Genomic DNA, 22779 nt, shown 5'->3' on the forward strand with positions numbered 1-22779 from the left:
CCGTGCGTCCTAACATCTTTCCGGACGCACGAGAGCGTGTCCGATCACGGGGAGGACGACAGTGGACAGTGGTGCGATAGGCCGACGACTGCGCAGGCGACTGGCGTTCGGCGCGGCCGTGCTGGCCGCGTCCGGGGCGTTCACGCTCACGGCGACGGGGACCGCGCAGGCGGCGGGACCGGCCGGCTGCGCGGGACGGGAGGTGAAGACCCTGCCGTTCAGGACCGGGGTCACCCACGTCTACCAGCGCAACGGCTACGTCTGCGCCGTCACCGTGGCCAGAGACCCCGGCGCCGCCCGGACCATGTCCGTCAGCGTGCAGGCCCGCGGCAACCGGCCCGTCGTCGACCGGGGCCGCTACCGGTTCCACGCCGGCCCGGTGATCGTGCACGCCGGCCACCGCTGCGTCTGGATCAAGGGCGCGGTGGGCCGGTACTCGGCCAGCTCCGGCTGGATCCTGTGCTGAGCTGCTGAACCGGCCCGGCGGTGGTACCGAGGCGCACTCAATTACCCCTGGTGTGAGGCGAGTTGCTGGGATAGCTTCCGGCGCACATCTGTCTCACAGGGGAGAGTGCGCATGCGCAAGGCGCTCAGATGGCTGCTGGCGCTCACGGTCTTCATAGGCACGCTGAGCACGGCAGCCGGTGCGGCCACCGCCGCCGAGCCCGAGCCCACCGACATCAAGGACCGGCTCCTGTCGATACCCGGCATGAGCCTCGTCGAGGAGAAGCCGTACCCCGGCTACCGCTTCTTCGTCCTGAACTACACCCAGCCGATCGACCACCGCCACCCGGACCGGGGCACCTTCCAGCAGCGCATCACCGTGCTGCACCGGGACGCGAGCCGCCCGACGGTCTTCTACACCAGCGGCTACAACGTCTCGACCAACCCCTCGCGCCGCGAGCCCACCCAGATCGTCGACGGCAACCAGGTCTCCCTGGAGTACCGCTTCTTCACCCCGTCCCGCCCCGACCCGGCCGACTGGTCCAAGCTGGACATCTGGCAGGCGGCGAACGACCAGCACCGCCTCTTCACGGCCCTGAAGCCGCTCTACCCCGCCAACTGGCTGGCCACCGGCGCCTCCAAGGGCGGCATGACGGCCACCTACTACGAACGCTTCCACCCCCGGGACATGGACGGCATCGTGGCGTACGTCGCGCCCAACGACGTCGTGAACCACGAGGACTCCGCCTACGACCGCTTCTTCACCGGGGTCGGCACCAAGGAGTGCCGGGACCGGCTGAACGCCGTGCAGCGCGAGGCGCTGGTGCGCCGGGAGCCGCTGGAGAAGCGGTACGCGCAGTACGCCGCCGGCAAGGGCTACACCTTCGACACCATCGGCGGCCTCGACAAGGCCTACGAGGCGGTCGTCCTCGACTACGTGTGGGGCTTCTGGCAGTACAACCTGCTGAAGAACTGCGACACCGTCCCGGCGCACGCGGCCACCGCGACCGACGAGGAGATCTGGAACTCGGTCGACACGATCTCCGGCTTCTCCGCCTACACCGACCAGGGCCTGGAGGCGTTCACGCCGTACTACTACCAGGCCGGCACCCAACTGGGCGCCCCGACCATCCACTTCCCCTACCTCGACAAGCGTCTGGTCCGGTACGGCTACCAGCCGCCGCGCAACTTCGTGCCCCGCTCCATCCCGATGCGCTTCCGGCCGCAGGCGATGCGGGACGTGGACACGTGGGTCCGCCACCACGCGCACCACATGCTCTTCGTCTACGGCCAGAACGACCCCTGGCGCGCGGAACCCTTCCGGCTCGGCGCGGGCGCCCGCGACTCCTACGTCTTCACGGCACCCGGCATGAACCACGGCGCGAACGTGGCGGGCCTGGTCCCGGACCAGAAGAGCCTCGCCACGGCCCGCATCCTGGCCTGGGCGGGCCTGTCCCCCTCCACCGTGGCCCGGGCGAAGCCGCTGGCCGGGCACGACGCGAAGCTGGACGCACGGGACACGGAACGGGAGCCCGCGCTGCGTCCCTGACCGTGCTTCGACGGCCGCGACGACTGGTTTCGCCCGGTTGTCGCGGCTACATTCGCGTGGGGCAGACGCGACCCACTGACTGGCCGGGCAGGTACGCGGTGCGCTCCGCAGGGGTGAGATCCCGGTTGACGGCACGGCAGATTCTCTGGACAGCCGCGGCCGGGCTGGGCAGATCCACACTCCACAGACGTGCCGTCTTGTCGGCGCTTGCGGTGGCCAGGGTGTGACCGTCCGGACTGAACGCCACCGACGTCACGGGGCTCGTGTGTCCGATCAGGCTGGCGAGACTCTTGCCGGTGGCGGGGTCCCACAGCCGGGCGGTGTGGTCGGTGCCGGCGGTGGCCACGGTCCGGCCGTCGGGGCTGAAGGCCACCGACGACACCTCGGTGAAATGCCCCAGGAGGGTGGTGCGGGTGCTACCGGTGGCGGGGTCCCACAGCCGGGCGGTGTGGTCGACGCTGGCGGTGGCCAGGGTGCGGCCGTCGGGGCTGAAGTCCACCGATGTCACCGCGGCGGTGTGTCCGGTCAGAGTGGTGCGGACCGCACCGGTGGTCACATCCCACAGCCGCGCGGTGCTGTCGAAGTCGGCGGTGGCGAGGGTGCGGCCGTCCGGGCTGAACGCCAGGCCCAGGACGCCGTTGCCTTGTCCGGTCAGGGTCGTGCGGGTCTTGCCGGTTGCCACGTCCCACAACCGCACCGTGTTGTCCACGCTGCCGGTGGCGAGGGTGCGGCCGTCCCGGTTGAACGCCACCGACGTCACGGTGCTCGGGTGCCCCTGCAGGGTGGTTCGGGTCTTGCCGGTCGTCACATCCCACAGTCGCACTGTTCGGTCGGCGCCGATGGCGGCGAGGGTGCGGCCGTCGGGGCTGAATGCCACCTTGCTGACCGGATCGCTGTCATGCCCGGTCTTGTGCGCATCGCTGTCGGGACCGGTCAGGACGGCCTTGGCCCTGCCGGTGGTGACGTCCCACAGCCGGGCGGTGGCGTCCTGGCTGGCGGTGGCAAGGGTGTGGCCGTCGGAACTGAAGTCCACTGATGCCACTGCGGCGGTGTGTCCGGTCAGAGTGGTGCGGACCGCACCGGTGGTCGCGTCCCACAGCCGCGCGGTGTTGTCGATGCCGGCGGTGGCGAGGGTGCGGCCGTCCCGGCTGAACGCCACCGCTCGCACCTGGTTGATGTGTCCGGTCAGGGTGATGCGGATCGCACCGGTGGTCAGGTCCCACAGCCGCGCTGTTCCGTCCACGCCGGCGGTGGCCAGGGTGCGGCGGTCGGGGCTGAACGCCACCGACCACAACGCGCCGGCCGGAACGGGCAGGACGGTGCGGATCTTGCCGCTGGTGACGTCCCACAGCCGGGCGGTGTCGTCGGCGCCGGCGGTGGCGAGGGTGTGGCCGTCCGGGCTGAACGCCACTTGCTGCACCGGTTCTCCGTGTCCGGTCAGGACTGTTTTGGTTCTCCCGGTGGAGGCGTCCCATAGCCGCGCGGTGGCGTCCTGGCTGGCCGTGGCAAGGGTGTGGCCGTCGGGGCTGAAGTCCACTGATTGCACGGTTTCGGTGTGGCCGGCCAGGGTGTTCCTGGTTCGGCCGGTGGTGACGTCCCACAGCCGGGCGGTGCCGTCGGCGCCGGCGGTGGCGAGGGTGTGGCCGTCCGGGCTGAACGCCACCGAGGCCACCACGCCCTTGTGCCCGGTCAGGGTGATCTTGCTTTTGCCGGTGGTGACGTCCCACAGCCGGGCGGTGCCGTCGGCACCAGCGGTCGCGACGGTGCGGCCGTCGGGGCTGAAGTCCACCGACCACACGGTGCCGGAGTGTCCGGTCAGGGTGGTCTTGGCGGTGTCGGTGGTGATGTCCCACAGGCGTGCCGTCCCGGCGCCGTCGGTGGTGGCGAGGGTGCGGCCGTCCGGACTGAACGCCACCGAGTACACACCGTTGCGGTGCCCGGGCAAGCGCCTGTTCAGCGGCAGGGTCCAAGCGTTGCGCAGGATTTCGACGGACTCGGACGTGTGGCTGGTGCGATACGCCTGGACAGCGAGCAGCGACGCGAGTTCGGGGTTCGTGTCGAAGAGACCGTCGGCCTGGGCCGCGAGCTGCCGGGACAACGCCGCGTGCCGTTCACCGACCGCCGTCCGCCACTGCCACCACGCCCCCGCCGCGGCCAGCAGCGCCAGCACCAGCAACGCGGCCAGTACCCTGATCCGCCGTCGACGCCCCTGAGCGTCCGCCTCCTGGCGCTTCCGGCTCGCGGCGAGGAAGGCCGCGATGCCGTCGGGCAGACCCCGGCGGCGGGACCACTCCACGCCCTCAGCCAGGGCCGTCCCGGCCAGGAGGTCGCCCGGATCTCGTGTGTCCGCCCACCGCTGATGCCGTTCATGCGTGCGGTCGAGCCACTCGTGGAACCGGTGGTCCTGGCGGACCCACTCCCGCAAGGCGGCCCAGTCGCGGATCAGGGCGTCGTGGATCAGTTCCGCCACCGGTTCGCCCGGAGGGGTGTCGGGGTACTGGGGGTTCCGGAGCGTCTGTGTGGTGATGATGCGGTGGCGGGCCAGGGTGGCGATGACCGCGTCCACGTCGCCGTCGGCCACGCTGTCCGGACCGGACGCCAGGTCACGCAGGTCGTCGAGGGGCACCTGCGCGCGGACTGCGGGGATCCGGCGGCTGGGGTCCGCAGGGCGCACCAGGGAGGTGAGGATGGTCCTCGCGATGCGCCGCCGGCCGGGGGACAGCTCCTCCAGCGCGCTGTCGCACCACGTCGTCAGGCTCCCGCTGACCGCTCCGATGCGCCGGTACCCCTCATGAGTGAGGAACCCGTCCGTCCGTCGACGCCACAGCTGGCTGAGCGTCATCTCCAGAAGGGGCAGCACGGTGACGGATGCCTGCCGGGTCGCCGCCGCTTCGGGACCGCACTGCAGGACGTCACTGATGATCTGCTCGGCCAGCCCGGGCTGGAAGCGGAGCCCCACGTCCTCGGCGGGCAGCACGATGATGTCATGCAGGTCCTGCCGGCTCAGTGTGCCGGGCACATTGAGCAGACCGGGCGTCGCGGCCTCCAGCAACCGGGGAGCGAGCGCGGCGAGCCGGGGGTAGAAGTCGTCGCGCATCACCAGGATCACGCTGAGCTCGGTGTGCGCGTCGGCGACCTCGGTGAGCTCGTCGATGACGGCGAGCAACTGCTGCAGCCGGCCGTCGGTGCTCTGCACCAGAAGCTCTTCGAACTGGTCGATGACCAGCAGGACACGTTCACAGGCCGGCTCGGCCGCGAGTCTGCGTCCGACCGCCGCCGTGATGCCGTCCCGTGCCGCCCCCGGCAGCCCGGCGCGTTCGATCTCGGCGGGCAGATCCTGCCGGGGCCGGGCCAGCACAGGAAGCCACCGATCGCTCCCAGGCACCTCCCCCTCCGCCAGCGCCCGCACCACACCCGCCTGGATCAACGACGACTTCCCCGACCCGGACGGTCCGAGCAGCAGGGTCAGGCGCCGGCCGCCGGCGAGGTTCGCCAGCACCTGCTGTACCGCCTCGCTCCGCCCCTGGAACCAGCGCGCGTGCTCCGCCGTGAACGGCTCCAGGCCCCGGTAGGGGCAGACTTCCTGCGCCGCCAGCTCCGGCCGGATCTTCCGCAGGACCTCGGTGGGGGTGACGTAGGCGATGCCCTGGCCCCGAGCGAAGGCGTCGGGTGCGGTGATCTCGGTGAGCATGCCGACGACCAGCCCGGTCTCCAGGTCGAGGGCGGGGCCGCCGCTGAAGCCGGTGGTGAGGTCGTTGGCGTCGGTCAGTTGGAGCAGCGGCCCGCGGTCCGCGGAGGCGGGCAGCAGGTCACCCGCCCGGCCATAGCCGGAGTGCCCGGCCGGCGGTGCCTGGGCCGGAAACCCGAACGACCGGACGCGATGGCCCTCACACCCCTGCGCGGAGCCCAGCGGCAGGAGTCTCGGGCCCATCGGTGAACCGTGCAGCCGGACGAAGGCGACATCCTCGGCCTCGGGCGCACGCCATGGATCGGAGAGGACCTCACCTTCCAGCTCGGGCGCATCCGTCACCTGCGGAAAGGCCACCCCCACCCGCTCCCCGGGCCCGGACCCGGCGGCACGTACGACATGCGCGCATGTGACCAGAACGTCCTCGGCGACCAGGAAACCCGCCCCGGCCACGCTCCCGTCCGGCGCGAGGAGCTGAGCCACTGCCGTCGGGAGGTCTGACGGGAGGCCTTCGCCTGTCTTCGTCCCGCTGCTAGGCATGCACGTTCTGCCAGGACATCGTCACCTGGAGGTGGCAGGTGGCCCGGCCCTTGGTGATCACCGCTCCGGCCTCGACCGCGAGGTCGACCCCGAACGTGACGGTGACCTGGTCGGGCCGGGCCTCGCGCAGCTGGTCGAGGGTGGTCTGGGCCGCCTGCGTGACCGGTTCCAGGGCCTCTTGCAGGGTCCGTGGTGCCTCCTGCAGGAAGTCTCCACCGAATCCTCGTGCGGCCTTCACCAGCCCCTCCGAGTCGGCCGGTGCCTCGACCAGGAGGTAGCCTCCGCCCTCCAGCGGGATCCGGGTCAGGAGTGTCACGGCGCCTCCTCCGTTGCGCGTGGGCGTCGACCGCACGTCCCGGCCAGAATCGGCCATGGTCGGCATATGCCGCAGCCGGACGTGGGCCGTATGGAGGAGGCGAGGCTTCCGCGGCTAGTACGTCAGCCCGTACCCGATCGGGTACAGCTCCCGGGTCGGGTCGTCCGCCCGTTGGACCGGTACCGGCAGCTTGCCGCGCGGTCGGACACGGCCGGCGAGCACCCGTGCGGCGGCGCGCAGTTCGACGTCCGTCCAGCAGTACGTGGCCACGCAGGCCGGGACGGACGGCAACTGGGCGACGTCGTACGGGTTGCGGACGGCCACCGCGACCACCGGCCTGCCGGTGCCCAGCAGCCGTTCCACCAGGGTGCGCTGGGTGCTGGACGCGGTCACGTTGTAGGTGGCCACGACCACCGCGTCCGCGTCCTGGGCGGCCGTGACCGCCTTGTCGATGGCCGCCGCGGAGGGCGCGGTGCCGGTGGACAGGGCCGTGGCGGTGAAGCCCAGTTCGGTGAGGGCGGCGGCCAGGACGCCGGTGGGTGGGCCGGTGGTGCCGGACGGGGAGGCGGGGTCGGCGCCGACGACCAGGAGCCGGCGCTGCCGGCGGCGGTCGAGGGGCAGGGTGCCGTCCTCGTTGACCAGCAGGGTGGTGGTGCGTTCGGCGATGCGGTCGGCCTTGGCCAGATGGGCCTTGGTGCCCACCGTGCCGTCGACGCCCGCCGGGTCGGCCCAGGGGTCGTCGAGGAGCCCGCGCCGGGCCTTCAGCCGCAGGATCCGCAGGATCGATTCGTCCAGCCGGGCCTCGGTCAGCTCGCCCTCCCGCACGGCCTTCAGCACCGCGTTCCAGGCCACCTCCAGCGACGGCGGGTTGAGCAGCTGGTCCACACCGGCCTTCAGGGCGAGCACCGGCACCCGGTCGTCGCCGTACTTGGTGCGCACGCCCTGCATGCCGAGGGAGTCGGTGATCACGACCCCGTCGTAACCGAGTTCCCCGCGCAGGATGCCGGTGACGATCGGCCGGGACAGGGTCGCCGGGTCGCCGGAGCCGTCCAGGGCCGGGAACTGGATGTGCGCGGTCATGACCGAGTCGATGCCCGCCCGGACCGCGGCCCGGAACGGCACCGCGTCCAGCTCCTCCCACAGCTCCCGGCTGTGCGTGATGACCGGGAAGCCGTAGTGGCTGTCGACGGCGGTGTCCCCGTGGCCCGGGAAGTGCTTGGCGGTCGCCGCGACCCCGGCCGCCTGATAGCCCCTCACCTCTGCGGCGACCAGCTCGGCGACCGCGTCCGGGTCCGCGCCGAAGGAGCGGACGCCGATGACCGGGTTGGCCGGGTTGACGTTCACGTCGGCGTCGGGGGAGTAGTCCTGGTTGATGCCCATCGCGCGCAGCTCGGCGCCCGAGATCCGGCCGAGGGCGCGCGCGTCGGAGCGGGAGCCGCCCGCGCCGATCGCCATGGCGCCGGGGAAGAGCGTGGCGGGCCTGCCGACCCGGCAGACGGCCCCGTGCTCCTGGTCGGTGGCGATGAGGACCGGCAGGCCGCGCGGCTGGTCCAGCGAGGCCCGCTGGATGCCGTTGGACAGGCCGGCGATCTGATGCGGGTCCCGGGTGTTGTGCGCCCAGGTGAAGTAGATGATGCCGCCGACGCGGTACTTCGCGATCAGCTCGGCGGCCGTGCGGACGCCGATCTCCTTGAGGTTGGCGTCGATGTCGGCCTGGTCGGGGGCGGTGGCGGAGTGGCCGTAGACCCGCATCACGAAGAGCTGGCCGACCTTCTCCTCCAGGGTCATGCGGGAGATCAGGGCGCGCAGCCTGCGGTCGCCGAAGTCGGCGGCGTGGGCGGTCGCCGGTACGGTCAGTGCGGCGGTGAGGCCCGCGGTGGCGGCGAGGACGGCACGTCTGGACGGCCGTGCGGTGTTTCCCGTGCTTCCCGTGCGCGTGTCGCTTCCCGTGCCGGTGTCGCTTCCCGTGCTGGTGTCGTGCACGTGCGCTCCTTCCAGAGGAGAACCGCTGAAGGAAACTTCCGAGGAGTCACCAATATCCGGGAAGTTTCTTTCCGTCAAGGGAATGCACAGTAACCAGGAAGGGGCCGCCGACCGCGCATTCCCGGGGCGCGTCCAGCCCCTGGACAGCCCGGACCGCGGCCCCGGTGACGCGTCATCATGCGGCCATGCCCGCCGTCGACATCCCCGGTTCCAAGTCCCTCACCGCTCGCGCGCTCTTCCTCGCCGCCGCGGCCGACGGGGTCAGCACCCTGCTCAGGCCCCTGCACTCCGACGACACCGAGGGCTTCGCCGAGGGCCTGACCCGGCTCGGCTACCGGGTCGGCCGCACCGCGGACGCCTGGCAGATCGACGGCCGACCGCAGGGCCCGGCGACCGCCGAGGCCGACGTCTTCTGCCGGGACGGCGCCACCACCGCCCGCTTCCTGCCCACCCTGGCCGCCGCCGGCCACGGCACCTACCGCTTCGACGCGTCCCCGCAGATGCGCCGCCGCCCCCTCGGCCCGCTCACCCGCGCCCTGCGCGACCTCGGTGTCGACCTGCGGCACGAGGAGGCCGAGGGCCACCACCCGCTCACCGTCCACGCGGCCGGCGTCGAGGGCGGCGAGGTGGTGCTGGACGCGGGCGAGTCCTCCCAGTACCTGACCGCGCTGCTGCTGCTCGGCCCGCTGACCCGCACCGGCCTGCGGATCCGGGTCACCGACCTGGTCTCGGCGCCGTACGTGGAGATCACCCTCGCGATGATGCGGGCGTTCGGCGTGGAGGTCGCCCGGGACGGCCTGGTGTACGACGTGCCGCCCGGCGGCTACCGGGCCGCCACCTACCCGATCGAGCCGGACGCCTCCACCGCGAGCTACTTCTTCGCCGCCGCGGCCGTCACCCCGGGCCGTGAGATCACCGTGCCCGGCCTCGGCTCCGGCGCGCTCCAGGGCGACCTGCGGTTCGTGGAGGTGCTGCGCCGGATGGGCGCCGAGGTGGAGGTCGCCGCGGACCGCACGACCGTGCGCGGCACGGGCGAACTGCGCGGGCTGACGGTGAACATGCGGGACATCTCCGACACCATGCCGACCCTGGCCGCGATCGCGCCGTTCGCCTCCGGGCCGGTCCGCATCGAGGACGTCGGCAACACCCGGGTGAAGGAGTGCGACCGCCTGGAGGCCTGCGCGGACAACCTGCGGCGGCTCGGCGTGCGGGTGGCGACCGGCCCCGACTGGATCGAGATCCACCCGGGCGAGCCCGCGCCCGGCGTCGAGATCAAGACCTTCGGCGACCACCGCATTGTCATGTCCTTCGCCGTCACCGCCCTGCGCACGCTCGGCCTGACGTACGACGACCCCGGCTGCGTACGGAAGACCTTCCCCGGCTTCCACGAGGCGTTCGCGGCACTGCCCGCCGCCGGCTGACGGCGCCCGGCCCCGGCCCCGGCCCCGAGGGACCCTGGACCCGGCGCAATCGGAGGGAGAAGATCACCGGCATGACCACACGCTCGTACCTGATCCTGCACGGCTGGCAGAACCACCGTCCCGAGCCGCACTGGCAGCACTGGCTCGCCGACCGGCTCACCGCGGCCGGCCACCGGGTCGGTTACCCGCAGCTGCCCGACGCCGACGACCCCGACCTGGACGTCTGGCTCGCCGAACTCACCCGCCACCTGGAGAACCTGGACGGCCCGGGCGAGCGGATCGTGGTGGCGCACAGCCTGTCCAGCGTGCTGTGGCTGCACGCCGCCGCCCGGGGCATGAAGCAGCTGCGGTACGCGGACCGGGTCCTGCTGGTCGCCCCGCCCTCCGGTTCCGTCCTCGCCCGGTACCCGGAGGTGGCCGCCTTCGCCCCGCCCGCGCTCGACTTCACCCTGCCCGGGCCGACCCGGCTGGTCGCGGGCGACGACGACCCGTACTGCCCCGAGGGCGCGGCCACGCTGTTCGCCGAACCGCTCGGCATCCCCGCCGACATCCTGCCCGGCGCCGCTCACCTCGACCTGGACGCCGGCTACGGCCCTTGGTCGGCGGTCCTGAACTGGTGTGCCGATGGCGCCACACCGCTGACGCCGCGTCCGGGCCGGGGCGGTCCGGTCGAGAGTTCCGGCTGACGCCCTGCCCGGCGCCGCTCACCTCGACCTGGGTTGCCGGATGCGGCTTCTGGTCGGCGGTCCTGGGCCGGTGTGCCGATGGCGCCGCGCTGCTGACGCCGCGTCCGGGCCGGGGCGGTCCGGTCGAGAGTTCCGGCTGACGCCCTGCCCGGCGCCGCTCACCTCGACCTGGACGCCGGCTACGGCCCTTGGTCGGCGGTCCTGAACTGGTGTGCCGATGGCGCCACACCGCTGACGCCGCGTCCGGGCCGGGGCGGTCCGGTCGAGAGTTCCCGCTGACGCCCTGCCCGGCGCCGTTCGGCCTCGACCTGGGTTGCCGGGTGCGGCTTCTGGTCGGCGGTCCTGGGCCGGTGTGCCGATGGCGCCGCGCTGCTGACGCCGCGTCCGGGCCGGGGCGGTCCGGTCGAGAGCCACTGCTAACGCCCTGCCCGGCGCCGCTCGCCTCGACCTGGACGCCCGGCAGGGCTCCTGGCCGGTGGTTCGGGACCGGTGCGCCGACGGCACCGCACCGCTGACGCCTTGCCCGGCGCGACCTGGACGCCGGGCAGGGCTCCTGGCCGGTGGTCCGGGACCGGTGTGCCGGCGCCGCCGCGCTGCTGACGCCCCGTCCGGGGCCGGTGACACCCTGCCGGCGGCGCGCTGGGCCGTGTGTCGACGGCGCCGCCCCCTCACGCCGCGTCCGGCACCCCGCCAGCCCGGGCGCGCAGCTCCGGGGTCGTCGTCGCGACCGCTGCCACCGCGAGGACGCAGAGCAGGCCGCCGCTCAGCAGGGCGGTCGTGCCCGAGGTCCAGCCGGCCAGCAGACCGCCGCGCACGTTGCCGAGGCTCGGGCCCGCCTGGCCGACGATCTGCTCGGCCGCCGTGACCCGGCCGAGCAGCGCGTCCGGGGTGCGGGTCTGCACGATCGTGGAGCGGGAGACCACCGCCGTGGCGTCCGCCGCGCCGGCCAGCGCGAGCAGGGCCAGCCCCAGCCAGGGGCTGCCGGCCAGGCCGAACAGGACCAGCGCCGCGCCCCAGGTGGCGGACGCGCACAGCATCACCGGGCCCGGCCGGGCGAGCCGGGTCAGCGGGCCGGACAGCGCGGTCGCCGCGACACCGCCCACCGCCAGCGCCGACAGGAACAGGCCGAGGGTGCGCGGATCGCCGCCGAACCGCTCGGCGTTGACCAGCGGGAACAGGCTCATCGGGAACGAGAGCACGGTCGCGGCGAGGTCGGTGACCAGCGCGCCCCGCACCACCCGGTGCCCGGCCAGGAACCGCAGCCCGTCCAGCACCCCGTGCACCCCGGCCCGCGACGGCTCGCCCTGCGGCGGCAGCGCGGGCAGCCCGCGGGCACCGTAGAAGGCGAGACCGAAGCTGAGGGCGTCCAGCAGATAGCAGACGCCGATGCCGAACCAGCCCAGCAGCAGACCGGCCAGGGCCGGCCCGAGCAGCATCATCGACTGACCGGTGACCTGCTGCAGCGCCAGCCCGGCGGCCACCTGGTCCTTGGGCAGCACCCGCGGTACGAAGACCCCGGCGGCCGGGGCGCCGAGCGCGCCGAAGGCCGACTGGACGGCGACGAGCAGCAGGATGACCGCCACCGGCACGTGACCGGTGAAGCCCTGCACGGCCAGCAGCAGCGAGCAGACCGCCTGGCCGACGGTCGCCGCGAGGAAGAGCCGGCGCCGGTCGGCCCGGTCCGCCCAGGCCCCGGCGAACAGCCCGAACACCACCAGCGGCAACGCCTGCGCCAGCCCCACCGCACCGGTCCAGGCGGTGCTGCGGGTCATGTCCCAGACCTGGTACATGACCGTCACCATGGTCATGAACCCGCCGAGCACGGACACGGTCCGGCCGATCAGCAGCCGCCGGAAGACGGGGGAGGTGCGCAGCGGCCGTACGTCGATGAACGAGCGGGCGAGGCTCATGAGCGGGAGCGGGCGCACGGCCCCGGTGGCTGGATCACCGGGGGAGGCTAGCCGCCACCTCGTGCACCCGCCACCGGATTTCCCCGTCCGGGGCGTCGGTCAGGCCGCCTCGCCCAGCAGCCGCGCCAGATGCTCGCGGCCGGCGCCGAGCAGCTCCGGAAGCGGGGCGGCGCCCTCGTACCAGTGCTTCTCGTACTCCCAGCACAGCCAGCCGTCCCAGCCCTGCCGGGACAGCACGTCCACGCACTCGGTGAGCGGCAGCACCCCCGTGCCGAGCGGCAGCGGGGTGGTGTCCTCGGCGGAGGCGATGTCCTTGACCTGGACGTAGCCCAGGTGCGGGGCGAGGGCCGCGTACGTCTCCGACGGCTGCTCGCCGCCCAGCCACGTGTGCATCACGTCCCACAGCGCGCCCACCTGCCGGTGCCCGACCGGGCCGAGGATCCGGATCGCGTCGGCGCCCGTGCGGTGCGAGTCGTGCGTTTCCAGCAGGATCCGCACGCCCAGCGCGGAGGCGTCCTCGGCGGCGGTGCCGAGCCGCCGGGCGGCGATCGCGTCCGACTCCTCGCGGGGCCGGTCCGGATCGGCGCCGGGGAGGACCCGGACGAAGGGCGCGCCCAGGTCGTGGGCCAGCCGGAGCAGGTCCCGGATCTCCGCCAGGACCGGCGCGTCCTCGCCCGGGGCGGCGACACGCGCGTACCCGGCGATGCCGAGCACCTCGACGCCCGCGCTCCGGAACAGGGCCGCGGTCTCGGCGCGTTCGGCGGGCGCCAGACCCGGGTGCACCGGCTCCTCGGGATGGGCGCGCAGTTCGACGCCGTGGTAGCCGTGGGTGGTCGCGAGCGCGAGGACCTCCGGTACGGGAAGGCCGGGGACACCGAGAGTGGAGAACGCCAGCTTCATGGTCACGGACCCTACTCGCTCCTGCCCCCGCACCCCAGCCGTCACTCACCCGCACCGCCGAGTACCGGCCCAACGGGCGGGGCGGTGCCGGGCGGCGGGCCGCCCGCGCTCCCGGGCCGGCGCCTACGCCTGCCCGGCCGGCCGGTACACGTTCAGCTGTGCCCCGGTCTTCGCGGTGGTCGACGACACCAGCTCCCAGGGCCGCTTGCCCCCGTCCGCCGGGAAGACCGACTTGCCGCCGCCGAGCAGCACCGGCATGACCGCGAGCTGCAACTCGTCCACCAGCCCGGCCTCGATCAGCGCCCGCACCAGCGTGGGGCTGCCCATCATCGCCAGGTCCCCGCCCTCGGCGGCCCGCAGCTCCCGTACCTTCTCCAGAGCCTGGGCCCCCGGGATCCGCTCGGTGTTCTCCCAGGTCAGCTCGTCGTCCCCGAGGGTGTCGGAGACGACGTACTTGCGCATCGAGTTGAGCCGGTCGGCGAACGGGTCCCCCGCCCGCCCGGGCCAGGCGGCGGCCATCGTCAGGTACGTCCGCCGCCCGTACAGCAGCGCCTCGGCCTGCTCCAGTCCCGCGGCGAACGCCCCGCCGATCACCTCCGGATCGAAGAACGGGTGCGACCAGCCCCCGTGCGCGAACCCCCCGTCGGTGTCCTCCTCGGGCCCGCCGGGGGCCTGGACGACTCCGTCGAGGCTGATGAACTCGGTGACGACGACACGCATGGGGTGGCTCCTCGGCAAGTGTTCGCTGCTGACGACGATGAAGACGGCCGGCAGCGCGAGAAGTCATCGGTGCCGTCCGGAAAATCTCGGCGGCGTCGCTCCGGCACCCCGCGCCCTTACTCCCGCGGGACCCCGGAGGACCCCCGCACCATCAACTCCCCCCGCACCGAGGCGATGCCCCCGGGTGGTGGCTCCTCCCGGCCCATCGCGATGCGTCCGGCCCGCGCCCCCGCCTCCGACAGCGGCAGCCGGACCGTCGTGAGGGACGGCACCGCGTCGATGCTGAAGGGCAGGTCGTCGAAGCCGGCCACCGAGACGTCCTCGGGGATGCGCAGCCCGGACTCGCGCAGGGCGGCGCAGGCGCCGAGCGCGACGGAGTCGTTCGCCGCGACGATCGCCGTCAGGGAGGGATCGCGGCGCAGCAGTTCCAGCGTGGCCTCGTATCCGGACCGGCGGTCGTAGCGGCCGTGCACCGTCCGGCGCGGGTCGTCCTCGATGCCCGCCGCCGCGAGCGCGGCGCGGTGGCCCTCCAGCCGGTGCCGGGTGGTGGTGCGTTCCTCGGGGCCGGCGATGTAGCCGAGCCGGCGGTGGCCGAGGCCGATCAGGTGGTCGGTCAGCGCGCGGGCGCCGCCCCGGTTGTCGAAGGTGAGCGCGACGGCCTGGGTGTCCGGCGCCGGCGGGCGCCCGCACAGCACCACCCGGGTGCCGGCCTCCGCCAGCTTGCGCAGCTTCCCGGCGACCGCCGCCGCGTGCGGTGCGTCCTCCACGGCCCCGCCGGTCAGCACCACGGCCGCGGCCCGCTGCCGCTGGAGCAGGGTGAGGTAGGTCAGTTCGCGCTCGGGGGAGCCGCCGGTGTTGCAGACGACCGCCAGGCGCTCGCCGCCCGCGCGGCCGCCCGGTCCGCCGATCTCGGCCTGGATCGCGCTCGCCATGATCCCGAAGAACGGGTCGGCGATGTCGTTGACGAGGATGCCGACGAGGTCGGAGGTGGCCGCGGCGAGCGCGCTGGCGGGGCCGTTGAGGACGTAGTCCAGCTCGTCCACCGCCCGCAGCACCCGTTCGCGCGTGGACGCGGCGACCGGGTAGTTGCCGTTCAGCACGCGCGACACCGTCGCGGGGGAGACCTGGGCGCGGGCCGCCACGTCCGCCAGGGTCACCGTCATCTCGTCGTCCTCCGGTCACGCGTCATGTCGTACGCCCTCGTAGACAGCCAGGCACACGTCGTGGTTCCGAGCAGACCTTAAGGCCACGGCCCCCGGTTGTTCGCCCCCTCGAACAACTCGAAGCGGACACGGTCTTGTACAGACCCCGTCCAGAGGCTAGCTTCTCTGGGTAGAAAGCGCTTGCTACACCGGCCCGCGAAGGGGACACACGTGACACGCAAGACGGTGCGTATCGCCATGAACGGCGTGACCGGGCGCATGGGCTACCGCCAGCACCTCGTCCGGTCGATCCTCGCCCTGCGCGAACAGGGCGGCCTCGACCTCGGCGACGGCACCGTGCTCTGGCCCGAACCCGTCCTGCTCGGCCGCCGCGAACACGCCCTGCGCGAGATCGCCGAGCGGCACGGACTCGACCACGTCTCCACCGACCTGGACGCCGTCCTCGCCGACCCGAGCGTCGACATCTACTTCGACTCCCAGGTCACCTCCGCCCGCGAGGAGGCCCTCACCAAGGCGATCACGGCCGGCAAGCACATCTACACCGAGAAGCCCACCGCCACCGGCCTGGACGGCGCCCTCGCCCTCGCCCGCCTCGCCCACGGCAAGGGCGTCAAGCACGGCGTCGTCCAGGACAAGATCTTCCTGCCGGGCCTGCTGAAGCTGAAGCGGCTCGTCGACGGCGGCTTCTTCGGCCGGATCCTCTCCGTGCGCGGCGAGTTCGGCTACTGGGTCTTCGAGGGCGACTGGCAGCCCGCCCAGCGGCCCTCCTGGAACTACCGGGCCGAGGACGGCGGTGGCATCGTCGTCGACATGTTCCCGCACTGGGAGTACGTCCTGCACGAGCTGTTCGGCCGCGTGAAGTCCGTCCAGGCCCTCGCCACCACCCACATCCCGCAGCGCTGGGACGAACAGGGCAAGCCCTACGACGCCACCGCCGACGACGCCGCCTACGGCGTCTTCGAGCTGGAGGGCGGCGCGGTCGCCCAGATCAACTCCTCGTGGGCCGTCCGCGTCCACCGGGACGAACTCGTGGAGTTCCAGGTCGACGGCACCGAGGGCTCGGCCGTCGCGGGCCTGCGCGGATGCCGCGTCCAGCACCGCAGCGCCACCCCCAAGCCCGTGTGGAACCCGGACATCCCCGCCACCGAGGTCTTCCGCGACCAGTGGCAGGAGGTGCCCGACAACGCCGAGTTCGACAACGGCTTCAAGGCCCAGTGGGAGCTGTTCCTCAAGCACGTCCACGCCGACGCCCCCTACCACTGGGACCTGCTGGCCGGCGCCCGTGGCGTGCAGCTCGCCGAGCTGGGCCTGAAGTCGTCGGCCGAGGGCCGCCGTCTCGACGTCCCGGAGATCTCGCTGTGACCATCCGACTGCCCGACGCAAGCGGCCGGCTGCGGACCTACGAGCCCCGCACGGAACCCCTCGCCGCCCCCACCGGCCCGCCCTTCACCTCCCGTACGGTCTTCTCCGCGGCCCACGTCGTCGCCGACCCGTACGCCGACGTCTCACCGGACTCGGCCGCCGCCGTCGACTGGGACGCCACCCTCGCCTTCCGCCGCCACCTGTGGTCCCATGGGCTCGGCGTCGCCGAGGCCATGGACACCGCCCAGCGCGGCATGGGCCTGGACTGGGCGGGGGCGGCCGAGCTGATCCGCCGCAGCGCCGCCGAGGCCGAGGCGGTCGGCGGCCTGATCGCCTGCGGTGTCGGCACCGACCAGCTGACCGGCCCGGCGACCCCGGACGAGGTCCGCGCGGCCTACGAGGAGCAGCTCGCGGTCGTCGAGGAGGCCGGCGCCCGGGCCGTCCTGATGGCCTCCCGCGCCCTGGCGGCGGCGGCCAAGGGACCCGAGGACTACCTGGAGATCTACGGCCACCTCCTGCGCCAGGCCGCCGAACCGGTGATCCTGCACTGGCTCGGCCAGATGTTCGACCCGGCCCTGGAGGGCTACTGGGGCTCGGCCGACCTGGACGCGGCCACCGAGACCTTCCTGGAGGTCATCGCCGCACACCCCGACAAGGTCGACGGCGTCAAGATCTCCCTGCTCGACGCCCGGCGCGAGATCGACCTCAGACGGCGGCTGCCGCAGGGCGTGCGCTGCTACACGGGTGACGACTTCCACTACCCCGAGCTGATCGCGGGCGACGACCAGGACTTCAGCCACGCCCTGCTCGGCATCTTCGACCCGCTGGGCCCGCTCGCGGCGCGGGCGGTACGGGTCCTGGACACCGGGGACGTCAAGGGCTTCCGCGAACTCCTCGATCCGACCGTGGAGTTGTCCCGGCACCTCTTCCAGGCCCCCACCCGCTTCTACAAGACGGGCGTGGTCCTGCTCGCCTGGCTCGCCGGCCACCAGAGCCACTTCACCATGGTCGGCGGCCTCCAGTCGGCGCGCTCCCTGCCGCACCTGGCCCGCGCCTACGAACTCGCCGACTCCCTCGGCCTGTTCCCGGACCCCAAGCTCGCGGAGGAGCGGATGAAGAGCCTGCTGAGCGTGTACGGGGTGGACCGGTGAAAACGGACCTCGCGCGCTTCTCCATCAACCAGATGACCGTCCGGCAGCTGTCGATGCCCGAACTGGCCGACGCCTGCACCGCCCTGGGCGTCGGCCAGGTGGGCCTGTGGCGGGAACCGGTCCGGACGTACGGCCTGGAGGCGACCGCCAAGCTGGTCCGCGACACCGGCCTGACGGTGACGACGCTGTGCCGGGGCGGCTTCCTCACCGCGATCGACCCTGCCGAGCGGGCCGCGGCCCTGGCCGACAACCGCGCGGCCGTCGACGAGGCCGCCACGCTCGGCACGGACACCCTGGTCCTGGTCTCCGGCGGCCTCCCGACGGGCAGCAAGGACCTGCACGGCGCCCGGGAGCGCATCGCGGACGCCCTCGCGGACCTCGCGCCGTACGCGGCCGAACGCGGGGTACGGCTCGCCATCGAGCCCCTGCACCCCATGTACGCCGCCGACCGCTGCGTGGTCTCCACCCTCGCCCAGGCCCTGGACCTCGCCGAACGCTTCCCCGCGCACCAGGTCGGGGTGACCGTGGACACGTACCACGTGTGGTGGGACGACCAGGCGCCCGCCCAGATCGCCCGCGCGGGCGCGGCCGGCCGCATCCACACCTTCCAGCTCGCCGACTGGACCACCCCGCTGCCCGCGGGCGTCCTCGACGGCCGCGGCCAGATCGGCGACGGCTCGATCGACATGCGCGCGTGGAAGAGCTGCGTGGAGGCCGCCGGCTACACCGGACCCATCGAGGTCGAGCTGTTCAACGAGGGCCTGTGGGCCCAGGACGGCCGGGAGGTCCTCGCCCGGACGGCGGAACGGTTCGTGGAACACGTGATCCGCTAGCGGGGCGGCGCGAAAAAACCGCGGAACAGGGTGCAACCATTCCGTCGCCTGCGGTGTCGTACATGGCGTCGGAACCACGGGGGACCCGGGGGGGTCGAGGGTTCCGGCGGGGAGGGGAGAACGAGGGGGCGTGACCGGGCCCGCGGGCCGGGAAACGCCCCCTCGAAACGTCCGCGGGCCGGCTGGAAGAACACCCCGCAGCGCAGCAGCACGTTCGCGTACGGCCGGGCCTCCCCGGTGCGGACGACCAGCCGGGCCCCGGCCGACCGCTCCTTCAGCCGCTCGTGCGGGACGAGCACCAGCTCCGGGAAGCGGCCCGCCGGCAGCCCGGCCGCCGCCGGATCGGCCGCCCGCACCTCCCGCGCCGCCGTGGCGCCCTCCACCACCAGCTCCGCCGGCAGACCGTCCAGCACCTCGGCGAACGACGGGACACCGGCCCGGAACGCCAGGTCCACGACCCGGGGCCCCTCGGGTATCGGCATGCCCGCGTCGCAGACCAGCACCTCGTGCCCGTGGCCCAGCTCGGCCGGCGCGCCGGCAGCCGCCGGTCGAGGATCCCCGCCTACTTCACAGCGCGTCCACCTCCGCCGCCGTCGGGTACGACTCCTGCGCGCCCCGCTTCGTCACGGCCGCCGCGCCGACCCGGGCCGCGTACGCCGCCGCCTCCGCCAAAGCCGCGCCCGCGCCCAGCCCCCAGGCCAGGGCCGCCGTGAACGCGTCCCCGGCACCGGTGGTGTCCACCGCGTCCACCTTCACCGACGGCACCCGGGCCACCCCCGAGGCGTCGCCCACCAGCGCACCCTCCGCGCCCAGCGTCACCACCACCGAGCGCGGACCCTCGGCCAGCAGCAGCCGGACCCAGTCCGCGGGGTCCTCGCTCACACAGGCGGCACCGAGGACCACCCGCGCCTCGTGCTCGTTCACGATCAGCGGGTCACAGGCCGCCAGCACCTGGGCGGGCAGCTCCCGCGGCGGGGACGGGTTCAGCACGAAGCGGCTGCCCGGCGCCAGGTTCCGCACCACCTCCACGACCGTCTCCAGCGGGATCTCCAGCTGCGCCGACACCACCCGGGAAGCCTGGAAGAGGCTCGCCGCCGCCCGCACGTCCGCGGGCAGCAGACGGGAGTTGGCGCCCGGCGACACCACGATGGAGTTGTCACCGGACGGGTCCACGGTGATCAGCGCGACCCCCGTCGGGGCCCCGCCCACCAGCACCCCCACCGTGTCGACCCCGGCCGCGCGCAGGGAGTCGAGCAGCAGCCGGCCGTGGCCGTCGTCGCCGACCCGCGCCAGCAGCGCCGTACCGGCACCCAGCCGGGCGGCGGCGACCGCCTGGTTGGCGCCCTTGCCGCCCGGGTGCACGGCCAGGTCGCCGCCGAGCACCGTCTCGCCGGCGGCCGGCCGCCGCTCGACGTCGATCACCAGGTCGGCGTTGGCCGAGCCCACGACCAGAAGGTCGTAGTCGTACATCAGTCGACTCCCCTGAGAGATGACCCGGCGCGGACGCCCGGTACCCGGGGTGTGCGCCCCCTGGGTACGGCCGCCCGCCCGGTCGTCCGTTGTCAGCCGCTGAAGCCGCCCATGTCGTCCTTCGTGACCACCTTCACCGGCACCTTCACCGTAGGCTCCACCTTCTCGCCCCGAACCGCCTCGAGGGCGTTGTCCACGGCGATCCGCCCCAACTGCGTGGGCCTGGAGCAGATTCGACATCACGTCGAGGCACCCGGTGCGCGGTCCACCCGCCGCCGGTCTACGCGGACGGGGAGGAGGAGGGATCCGGAGCCTTGCGCGACCAGAAGTCGGAGTGGAGGTAGGGAAGCCCCTCGGACTTGAACGCCTCCGGGTCGACAGGCTTGCGCGAGGGCTCGGTGACCTTGGATTCGGTGACGCACGGAGAAACTGCGACGAAGTTGGCCTGACCCGCGTACCCGAATTCGAGGGCGACTCGAAAATCGTTCGGGGCGGTGGCGTAGATCGCCGGCATCTCCTTGTTGTCCACCACTGACGTGATCTTGTATCCGTGCTTCTTCCAGTAGCGCTCCACGACACCGAGGAAATTACCCCGCCGCTCGCTCGAGATGATCGTCACCACGGCCCGCCGGCGCGTCACCGATCCGGTGCCGGTGCTGTCGGAACACGTGGATGCGCTGGACGCTCCGGGAATCACCGCCACGGACGGATGGGTCGCACCAAGGAACGCGTCCAGCATTTCCTCTGCCCGGTCACCGGCCTCCTGCATGGTCATGTGGTTCTCCTTCACGGGCTCCTCCTGCCGCCCTTCGTCGGCGCCGTCGCCGACGAAGCCGCAACCGGAAACGAGGAGTGCTGCGGCCAACAGGGTCACGACGCGCGTCTTCATCGGTGTTCGTCCCACTTAACTGGTTGAGCTGCATGCGCGCGGAATGCCGATCGGCAGCGGCGGCCTTGAGCTGCTCCCACTCGTCCCACGCCACGCGTAGACCCCCCCGGGTCGTCAAGAGAGCCGCCGTACCCATGGGCTCGACGGCGGTGATCCACTCCTCGTGAGGAGGCTACTTCTCCGCTGTTCGGGGCCCATCCGTACCGAGCACCAACAGCCCCCGAGTACCTGTACTCAGGCGGTATCCGGCCACCGCCTCACCGGGAACCGGCCGAACTCGGGGCGGCTGCTGACTGGCCATCGGCTACCGGAGATCGCCACCGCGCCACCGCGCCACCGCGCCAGCCGACCCCGACCGCCACCAACCGTTTGCCGCCGAGAGCCCTGGCTGCGGTCAGCACTTTGCCCCCTTGGTCCGGGCAAGGGAGTCGTGACGTGGACGTGGGGCCGCCCGCTTCTTCGGCCAGTGTCGTGCTTCCGCGAGCCGAGTAAAGGGCGCTGCGCGTCGCCTTCGGCGATGGCCCTCCGGCCCACCCTTGACTCGGCCCGCTCCAGCACGGGGTAGAAGCGAGCGGGCAGCCCAGGGAAAGTGGCCGGCTCAGGTTGCCCAGGCCCTCGCGTCGGCCGCGTTCGCATCGTCGGGACGGGACGCGCTCGCGCCTCGCCTGCACGCCGGGTGGGTTTGGCGGCTTCCGGCCCGGTGGGTGGGGCGCCACCTGGCCTCGCATGGACGCCGGGTGGGCTAAGCGGCTTCCGGCCCGGTGGGGGTGCGCGGTCGCGTCTCGTATGGACGCCGGGTGGGTTTGGCGGCTTCCGGCCAGTGGGTGGGCGCGGTCGCGCCTCGCCTGCACGCCGGGTGGGCTTGGCGGCTTCCGGCCCGGTGGGTGGGGCGCCACCTGGCCTCGCATGGACGCCGGGTGGGTTCGGCGGCTTCCGGCGGGGCGGGATGCGGCACAGCCTCACCCCGCCTGTACGCCTGGCGGGGTGAGGCAGGTTGCCCTTGGGAACGGGGAGGGGGGAGCGGTGTGCGGGCGTGGGAACGGGGAGTGGGAAGCGGTACGCGGGTGTGGGACCGGGATGGGAATCCGACCCCGGCGTCCCACGAACCCCTCAAATCACACGCGATGGCTGATTGGCGGATTTGGGTCACCCCGCCATCCCACCCTGCCCGCTGACATGGCCTCTTCCTCCGGCCTCTGTCCCAAACCCACCAATCACGATGGGGAGGGGCGGACGAGTCTCCCCTCGCCCCCGAAATGAACGGCAGCCACCCCGCCATATCTTGGCAAGGCCCGCCCGCAAGCCGCCGAACTCACCCGCGTCCATGCGAGGCGCGACCGCGCCCACCCACTGGCCGGAGGTCGCCAAGCCCTCCCGGCGTGCTGGCGAGGCGCGACCGCGCCCACCCACTGGTCGGAGGTCGCCAAGCCCTCCCGGCGTGCTGGCGAGGCACGACGGCGCCCCCGCCCCCGCCGGGCCGGAAGCCGCTTAGCTCACCCGGCGTCCATGCGAGGCGCGACCGCGCCCACCTACTGGCCGGAGGTCGCCAGGCCCTCCCGGCGTGCTGGCGAGGCGCGACGGCGCCCACCCTCGCCCCCGCCGGGCCGGAAGCCGCCAAGCTCACCCGGCGTCCATGCGAGACGCGACCGCGCCCACCCACTGGCCGGAGGTCGCCAGGCCCTCCCGGCGTGCTGGCGAGGCGCGACGGCGCCCACCCTCGCCCCCGCCGGGCCGGAAGCCGCCAAGCTCACCCG

At 73.2% G+C, this 22779-nt stretch carries 16 protein-coding genes and 1 pseudogene; 7 read left to right on the forward strand and 10 right to left on the reverse strand.

Features of this window, described 5'->3' with window-relative positions; translation table 11 throughout:
- Positions 1–61: 61 nt before the first annotated feature.
- Both ABZ923_RS35995 and ABZ923_RS36000 read left to right on the forward strand, forming a co-directional pair.
- Positions 62–466 (forward strand): hypothetical protein, encoded by a 405-nt coding sequence (locus tag ABZ923_RS35995; protein WP_361480794.1) that lies wholly within the window; start codon positions 62–64, stop codon positions 464–466.
- Between the two features lie 111 nt (positions 467–577).
- Positions 578–1993 carry an aminopeptidase gene (locus ABZ923_RS36000; RefSeq protein ID WP_361480797.1) on the forward strand — a complete coding sequence of 472 codons (1416 nt, stop codon included), beginning with the start codon at positions 578–580 and terminating at the stop codon, positions 1991–1993.
- A gap of 46 nt (positions 1994–2039) precedes the next feature.
- Here the strand turns inward: ABZ923_RS36000 and ABZ923_RS36005 are convergent, their stop codons facing one another.
- The 3 genes from ABZ923_RS36005 to ABZ923_RS36015 all read right to left on the reverse strand — a co-directional run bounded on the left by ABZ923_RS36005 (position 2040) and on the right by ABZ923_RS36015 (position 8520).
- A complete protein-coding gene (locus ABZ923_RS36005) occupies positions 2040–6221 on the reverse strand; it encodes a trypsin-like peptidase domain-containing protein (RefSeq protein ID WP_361480800.1) in 4182 nt (1393 codons plus the stop codon).
- Positions 6214–6537 carry a CU044_2847 family protein gene (locus ABZ923_RS36010; protein ID WP_361480803.1) on the reverse strand — a complete coding sequence of 108 codons (324 nt, stop codon included), beginning with the start codon at positions 6535–6537 and terminating at the stop codon, positions 6214–6216. Before ABZ923_RS36010 ends, ABZ923_RS36005 begins: the two co-directional genes overlap by 8 nt.
- A 114-nt stretch (positions 6538–6651) precedes the next feature.
- Positions 6652–8520, reverse strand: a complete 1869-nt coding sequence (locus tag ABZ923_RS36015) for a glycoside hydrolase family 3 protein (protein WP_361480806.1) — start codon at positions 8518–8520, stop codon at positions 6652–6654.
- Positions 8521–8705: 185 nt separating this feature from the next.
- Here ABZ923_RS36015 and aroA point away from each other — a divergent pair, with 185 nt between their 5' ends.
- Together aroA and ABZ923_RS36025 are read left to right on the forward strand one after the other, a co-directional pair.
- Positions 8706–9941, forward strand: coding sequence for a 3-phosphoshikimate 1-carboxyvinyltransferase (gene aroA / locus ABZ923_RS36020; protein ID WP_361480809.1), 1236 nt, complete (start codon positions 8706–8708; stop codon positions 9939–9941).
- 71 nt (positions 9942–10012) lie between these two features.
- On the forward strand, positions 10013–10627 hold the full coding sequence (locus tag ABZ923_RS36025) for an alpha/beta hydrolase (protein ID WP_361480812.1): 615 nt from the start codon (positions 10013–10015) through the stop codon (positions 10625–10627).
- Between the two features lie 668 nt (positions 10628–11295).
- Here ABZ923_RS36025 and ABZ923_RS36030 read toward each other — a convergent pair.
- The 4 genes from ABZ923_RS36030 to ABZ923_RS36045 form a co-directional block, all read right to left on the reverse strand.
- Positions 11296–12537: an MFS transporter gene (locus tag ABZ923_RS36030; RefSeq protein WP_361480815.1), complete on the reverse strand. Its 1242-nt coding sequence runs from the start codon at positions 12535–12537 to the stop codon at positions 11296–11298.
- 99 nt (positions 12538–12636) lie between these two features.
- A complete protein-coding gene (locus ABZ923_RS36035; protein WP_361480834.1) occupies positions 12637–13437 on the reverse strand; it encodes a sugar phosphate isomerase/epimerase family protein in 801 nt (266 codons plus the stop codon).
- Positions 13438–13560: 123 nt separating this feature from the next.
- Positions 13561–14157 carry a dihydrofolate reductase family protein gene (locus tag ABZ923_RS36040; RefSeq protein ID WP_361480818.1) on the reverse strand — a complete coding sequence of 199 codons (597 nt, stop codon included), beginning with the start codon at positions 14155–14157 and terminating at the stop codon, positions 13561–13563.
- Positions 14158–14273: 116 nt separating this feature from the next.
- Positions 14274–15320 carry a LacI family DNA-binding transcriptional regulator gene (locus ABZ923_RS36045; protein WP_361480821.1) on the reverse strand — a complete coding sequence of 349 codons (1047 nt, stop codon included), beginning with the start codon at positions 15318–15320 and terminating at the stop codon, positions 14274–14276.
- 210 nt (positions 15321–15530) lie between these two features.
- On the opposite strand from ABZ923_RS36045, the gene ABZ923_RS36050 reads away from it, so the two are divergent.
- From ABZ923_RS36050 to ABZ923_RS36060, 3 genes are read left to right on the forward strand one after another with little or no spacing between them, the layout of a single operon-like run.
- On the forward strand, positions 15531–16682 hold the full coding sequence (locus tag ABZ923_RS36050; RefSeq protein WP_361480824.1) for a Gfo/Idh/MocA family oxidoreductase: 1152 nt from the start codon (positions 15531–15533) through the stop codon (positions 16680–16682).
- The gene (locus tag ABZ923_RS36055) at positions 16679–17833 is read left to right on the forward strand and encodes a dihydrodipicolinate synthase family protein (RefSeq protein ID WP_361480827.1); all 1155 of its coding nucleotides are present in this window, start codon (positions 16679–16681) and stop codon (positions 17831–17833) included. The genes ABZ923_RS36050 and ABZ923_RS36055 overlap by 4 nt, the downstream gene beginning before the upstream one ends.
- Positions 17834–17865: 32 nt before the next feature.
- Entirely contained in the window at positions 17866–18666 is an 801-nt protein-coding gene (locus tag ABZ923_RS36060; protein ID WP_361480837.1) for a sugar phosphate isomerase/epimerase family protein, read from the forward strand.
- 185 nt (positions 18667–18851) lie between these two features.
- Here the strand turns inward: ABZ923_RS36060 and rbsD are convergent.
- The 3 genes and pseudogenes from rbsD to ABZ923_RS36075 all read right to left on the reverse strand — a co-directional run.
- Positions 18852–19222: pseudogene (rbsD, locus tag ABZ923_RS36065) on the reverse strand (D-ribose pyranase); the annotation flags it as partial.
- Positions 19223–19233: 11 nt separating this feature from the next.
- Positions 19234–20136, reverse strand: a complete 903-nt coding sequence (locus ABZ923_RS36070) for a ribokinase (protein WP_361480830.1) — start codon at positions 20134–20136, stop codon at positions 19234–19236.
- A 280-nt stretch (positions 20137–20416) separates the two neighbouring features.
- Entirely contained in the window at positions 20417–21025 is a 609-nt protein-coding gene (locus ABZ923_RS36075; protein ID WP_361480833.1) for a hypothetical protein, read from the reverse strand.
- Between the last annotated feature and the right edge of the window lie 1754 nt (positions 21026–22779).

This window comes from Streptomyces sp. NPDC046881 (assembly GCF_040645015.1).
Lineage (GTDB): Bacteria > Actinomycetota > Actinomycetes > Streptomycetales > Streptomycetaceae > Streptomyces.

What these genes read in the sequence shown, in the direction of transcription:
- ABZ923_RS36070 (WP_361480830.1), bottom strand. Translation starts at nt 20,136, where the DNA reads ATGTACGACTACGACCTTCTGGTCGTGGGCTCGGCCAACGCCGACCTG.
- ABZ923_RS36035 (WP_361480834.1), bottom strand. Translation starts at nt 13,437, where the DNA reads ATGAAGCTGGCGTTCTCCACTCTCGGTGTCCCCGGCCTTCCCGTACCG.
- ABZ923_RS36045 (WP_361480821.1), bottom strand. Translation starts at nt 15,320, where the DNA reads ATGACGGTGACCCTGGCGGACGTGGCGGCCCGCGCCCAGGTCTCCCCC.
- ABZ923_RS36000 (WP_361480797.1), top strand. Translation starts at nt 578, where the DNA reads ATGCGCAAGGCGCTCAGATGGCTGCTGGCGCTCACGGTCTTCATAGGC.
- ABZ923_RS36005 (WP_361480800.1), bottom strand. Translation starts at nt 6,221, where the DNA reads ATGCCTAGCAGCGGGACGAAGACAGGCGAAGGCCTCCCGTCAGACCTC.
- aroA (WP_361480809.1), top strand. Translation starts at nt 8,706, where the DNA reads ATGCCCGCCGTCGACATCCCCGGTTCCAAGTCCCTCACCGCTCGCGCG.
- ABZ923_RS36040 (WP_361480818.1), bottom strand. Translation starts at nt 14,157, where the DNA reads ATGCGTGTCGTCGTCACCGAGTTCATCAGCCTCGACGGAGTCGTCCAG.
- ABZ923_RS36030 (WP_361480815.1), bottom strand. Translation starts at nt 12,537, where the DNA reads ATGAGCCTCGCCCGCTCGTTCATCGACGTACGGCCGCTGCGCACCTCC.
- ABZ923_RS36025 (WP_361480812.1), top strand. Translation starts at nt 10,013, where the DNA reads ATGACCACACGCTCGTACCTGATCCTGCACGGCTGGCAGAACCACCGT.
- ABZ923_RS36060 (WP_361480837.1), top strand. Translation starts at nt 17,866, where the DNA reads ATGACCGTCCGGCAGCTGTCGATGCCCGAACTGGCCGACGCCTGCACC.
- ABZ923_RS36075 (WP_361480833.1), bottom strand. Translation starts at nt 21,025, where the DNA reads ATGAAGACGCGCGTCGTGACCCTGTTGGCCGCAGCACTCCTCGTTTCC.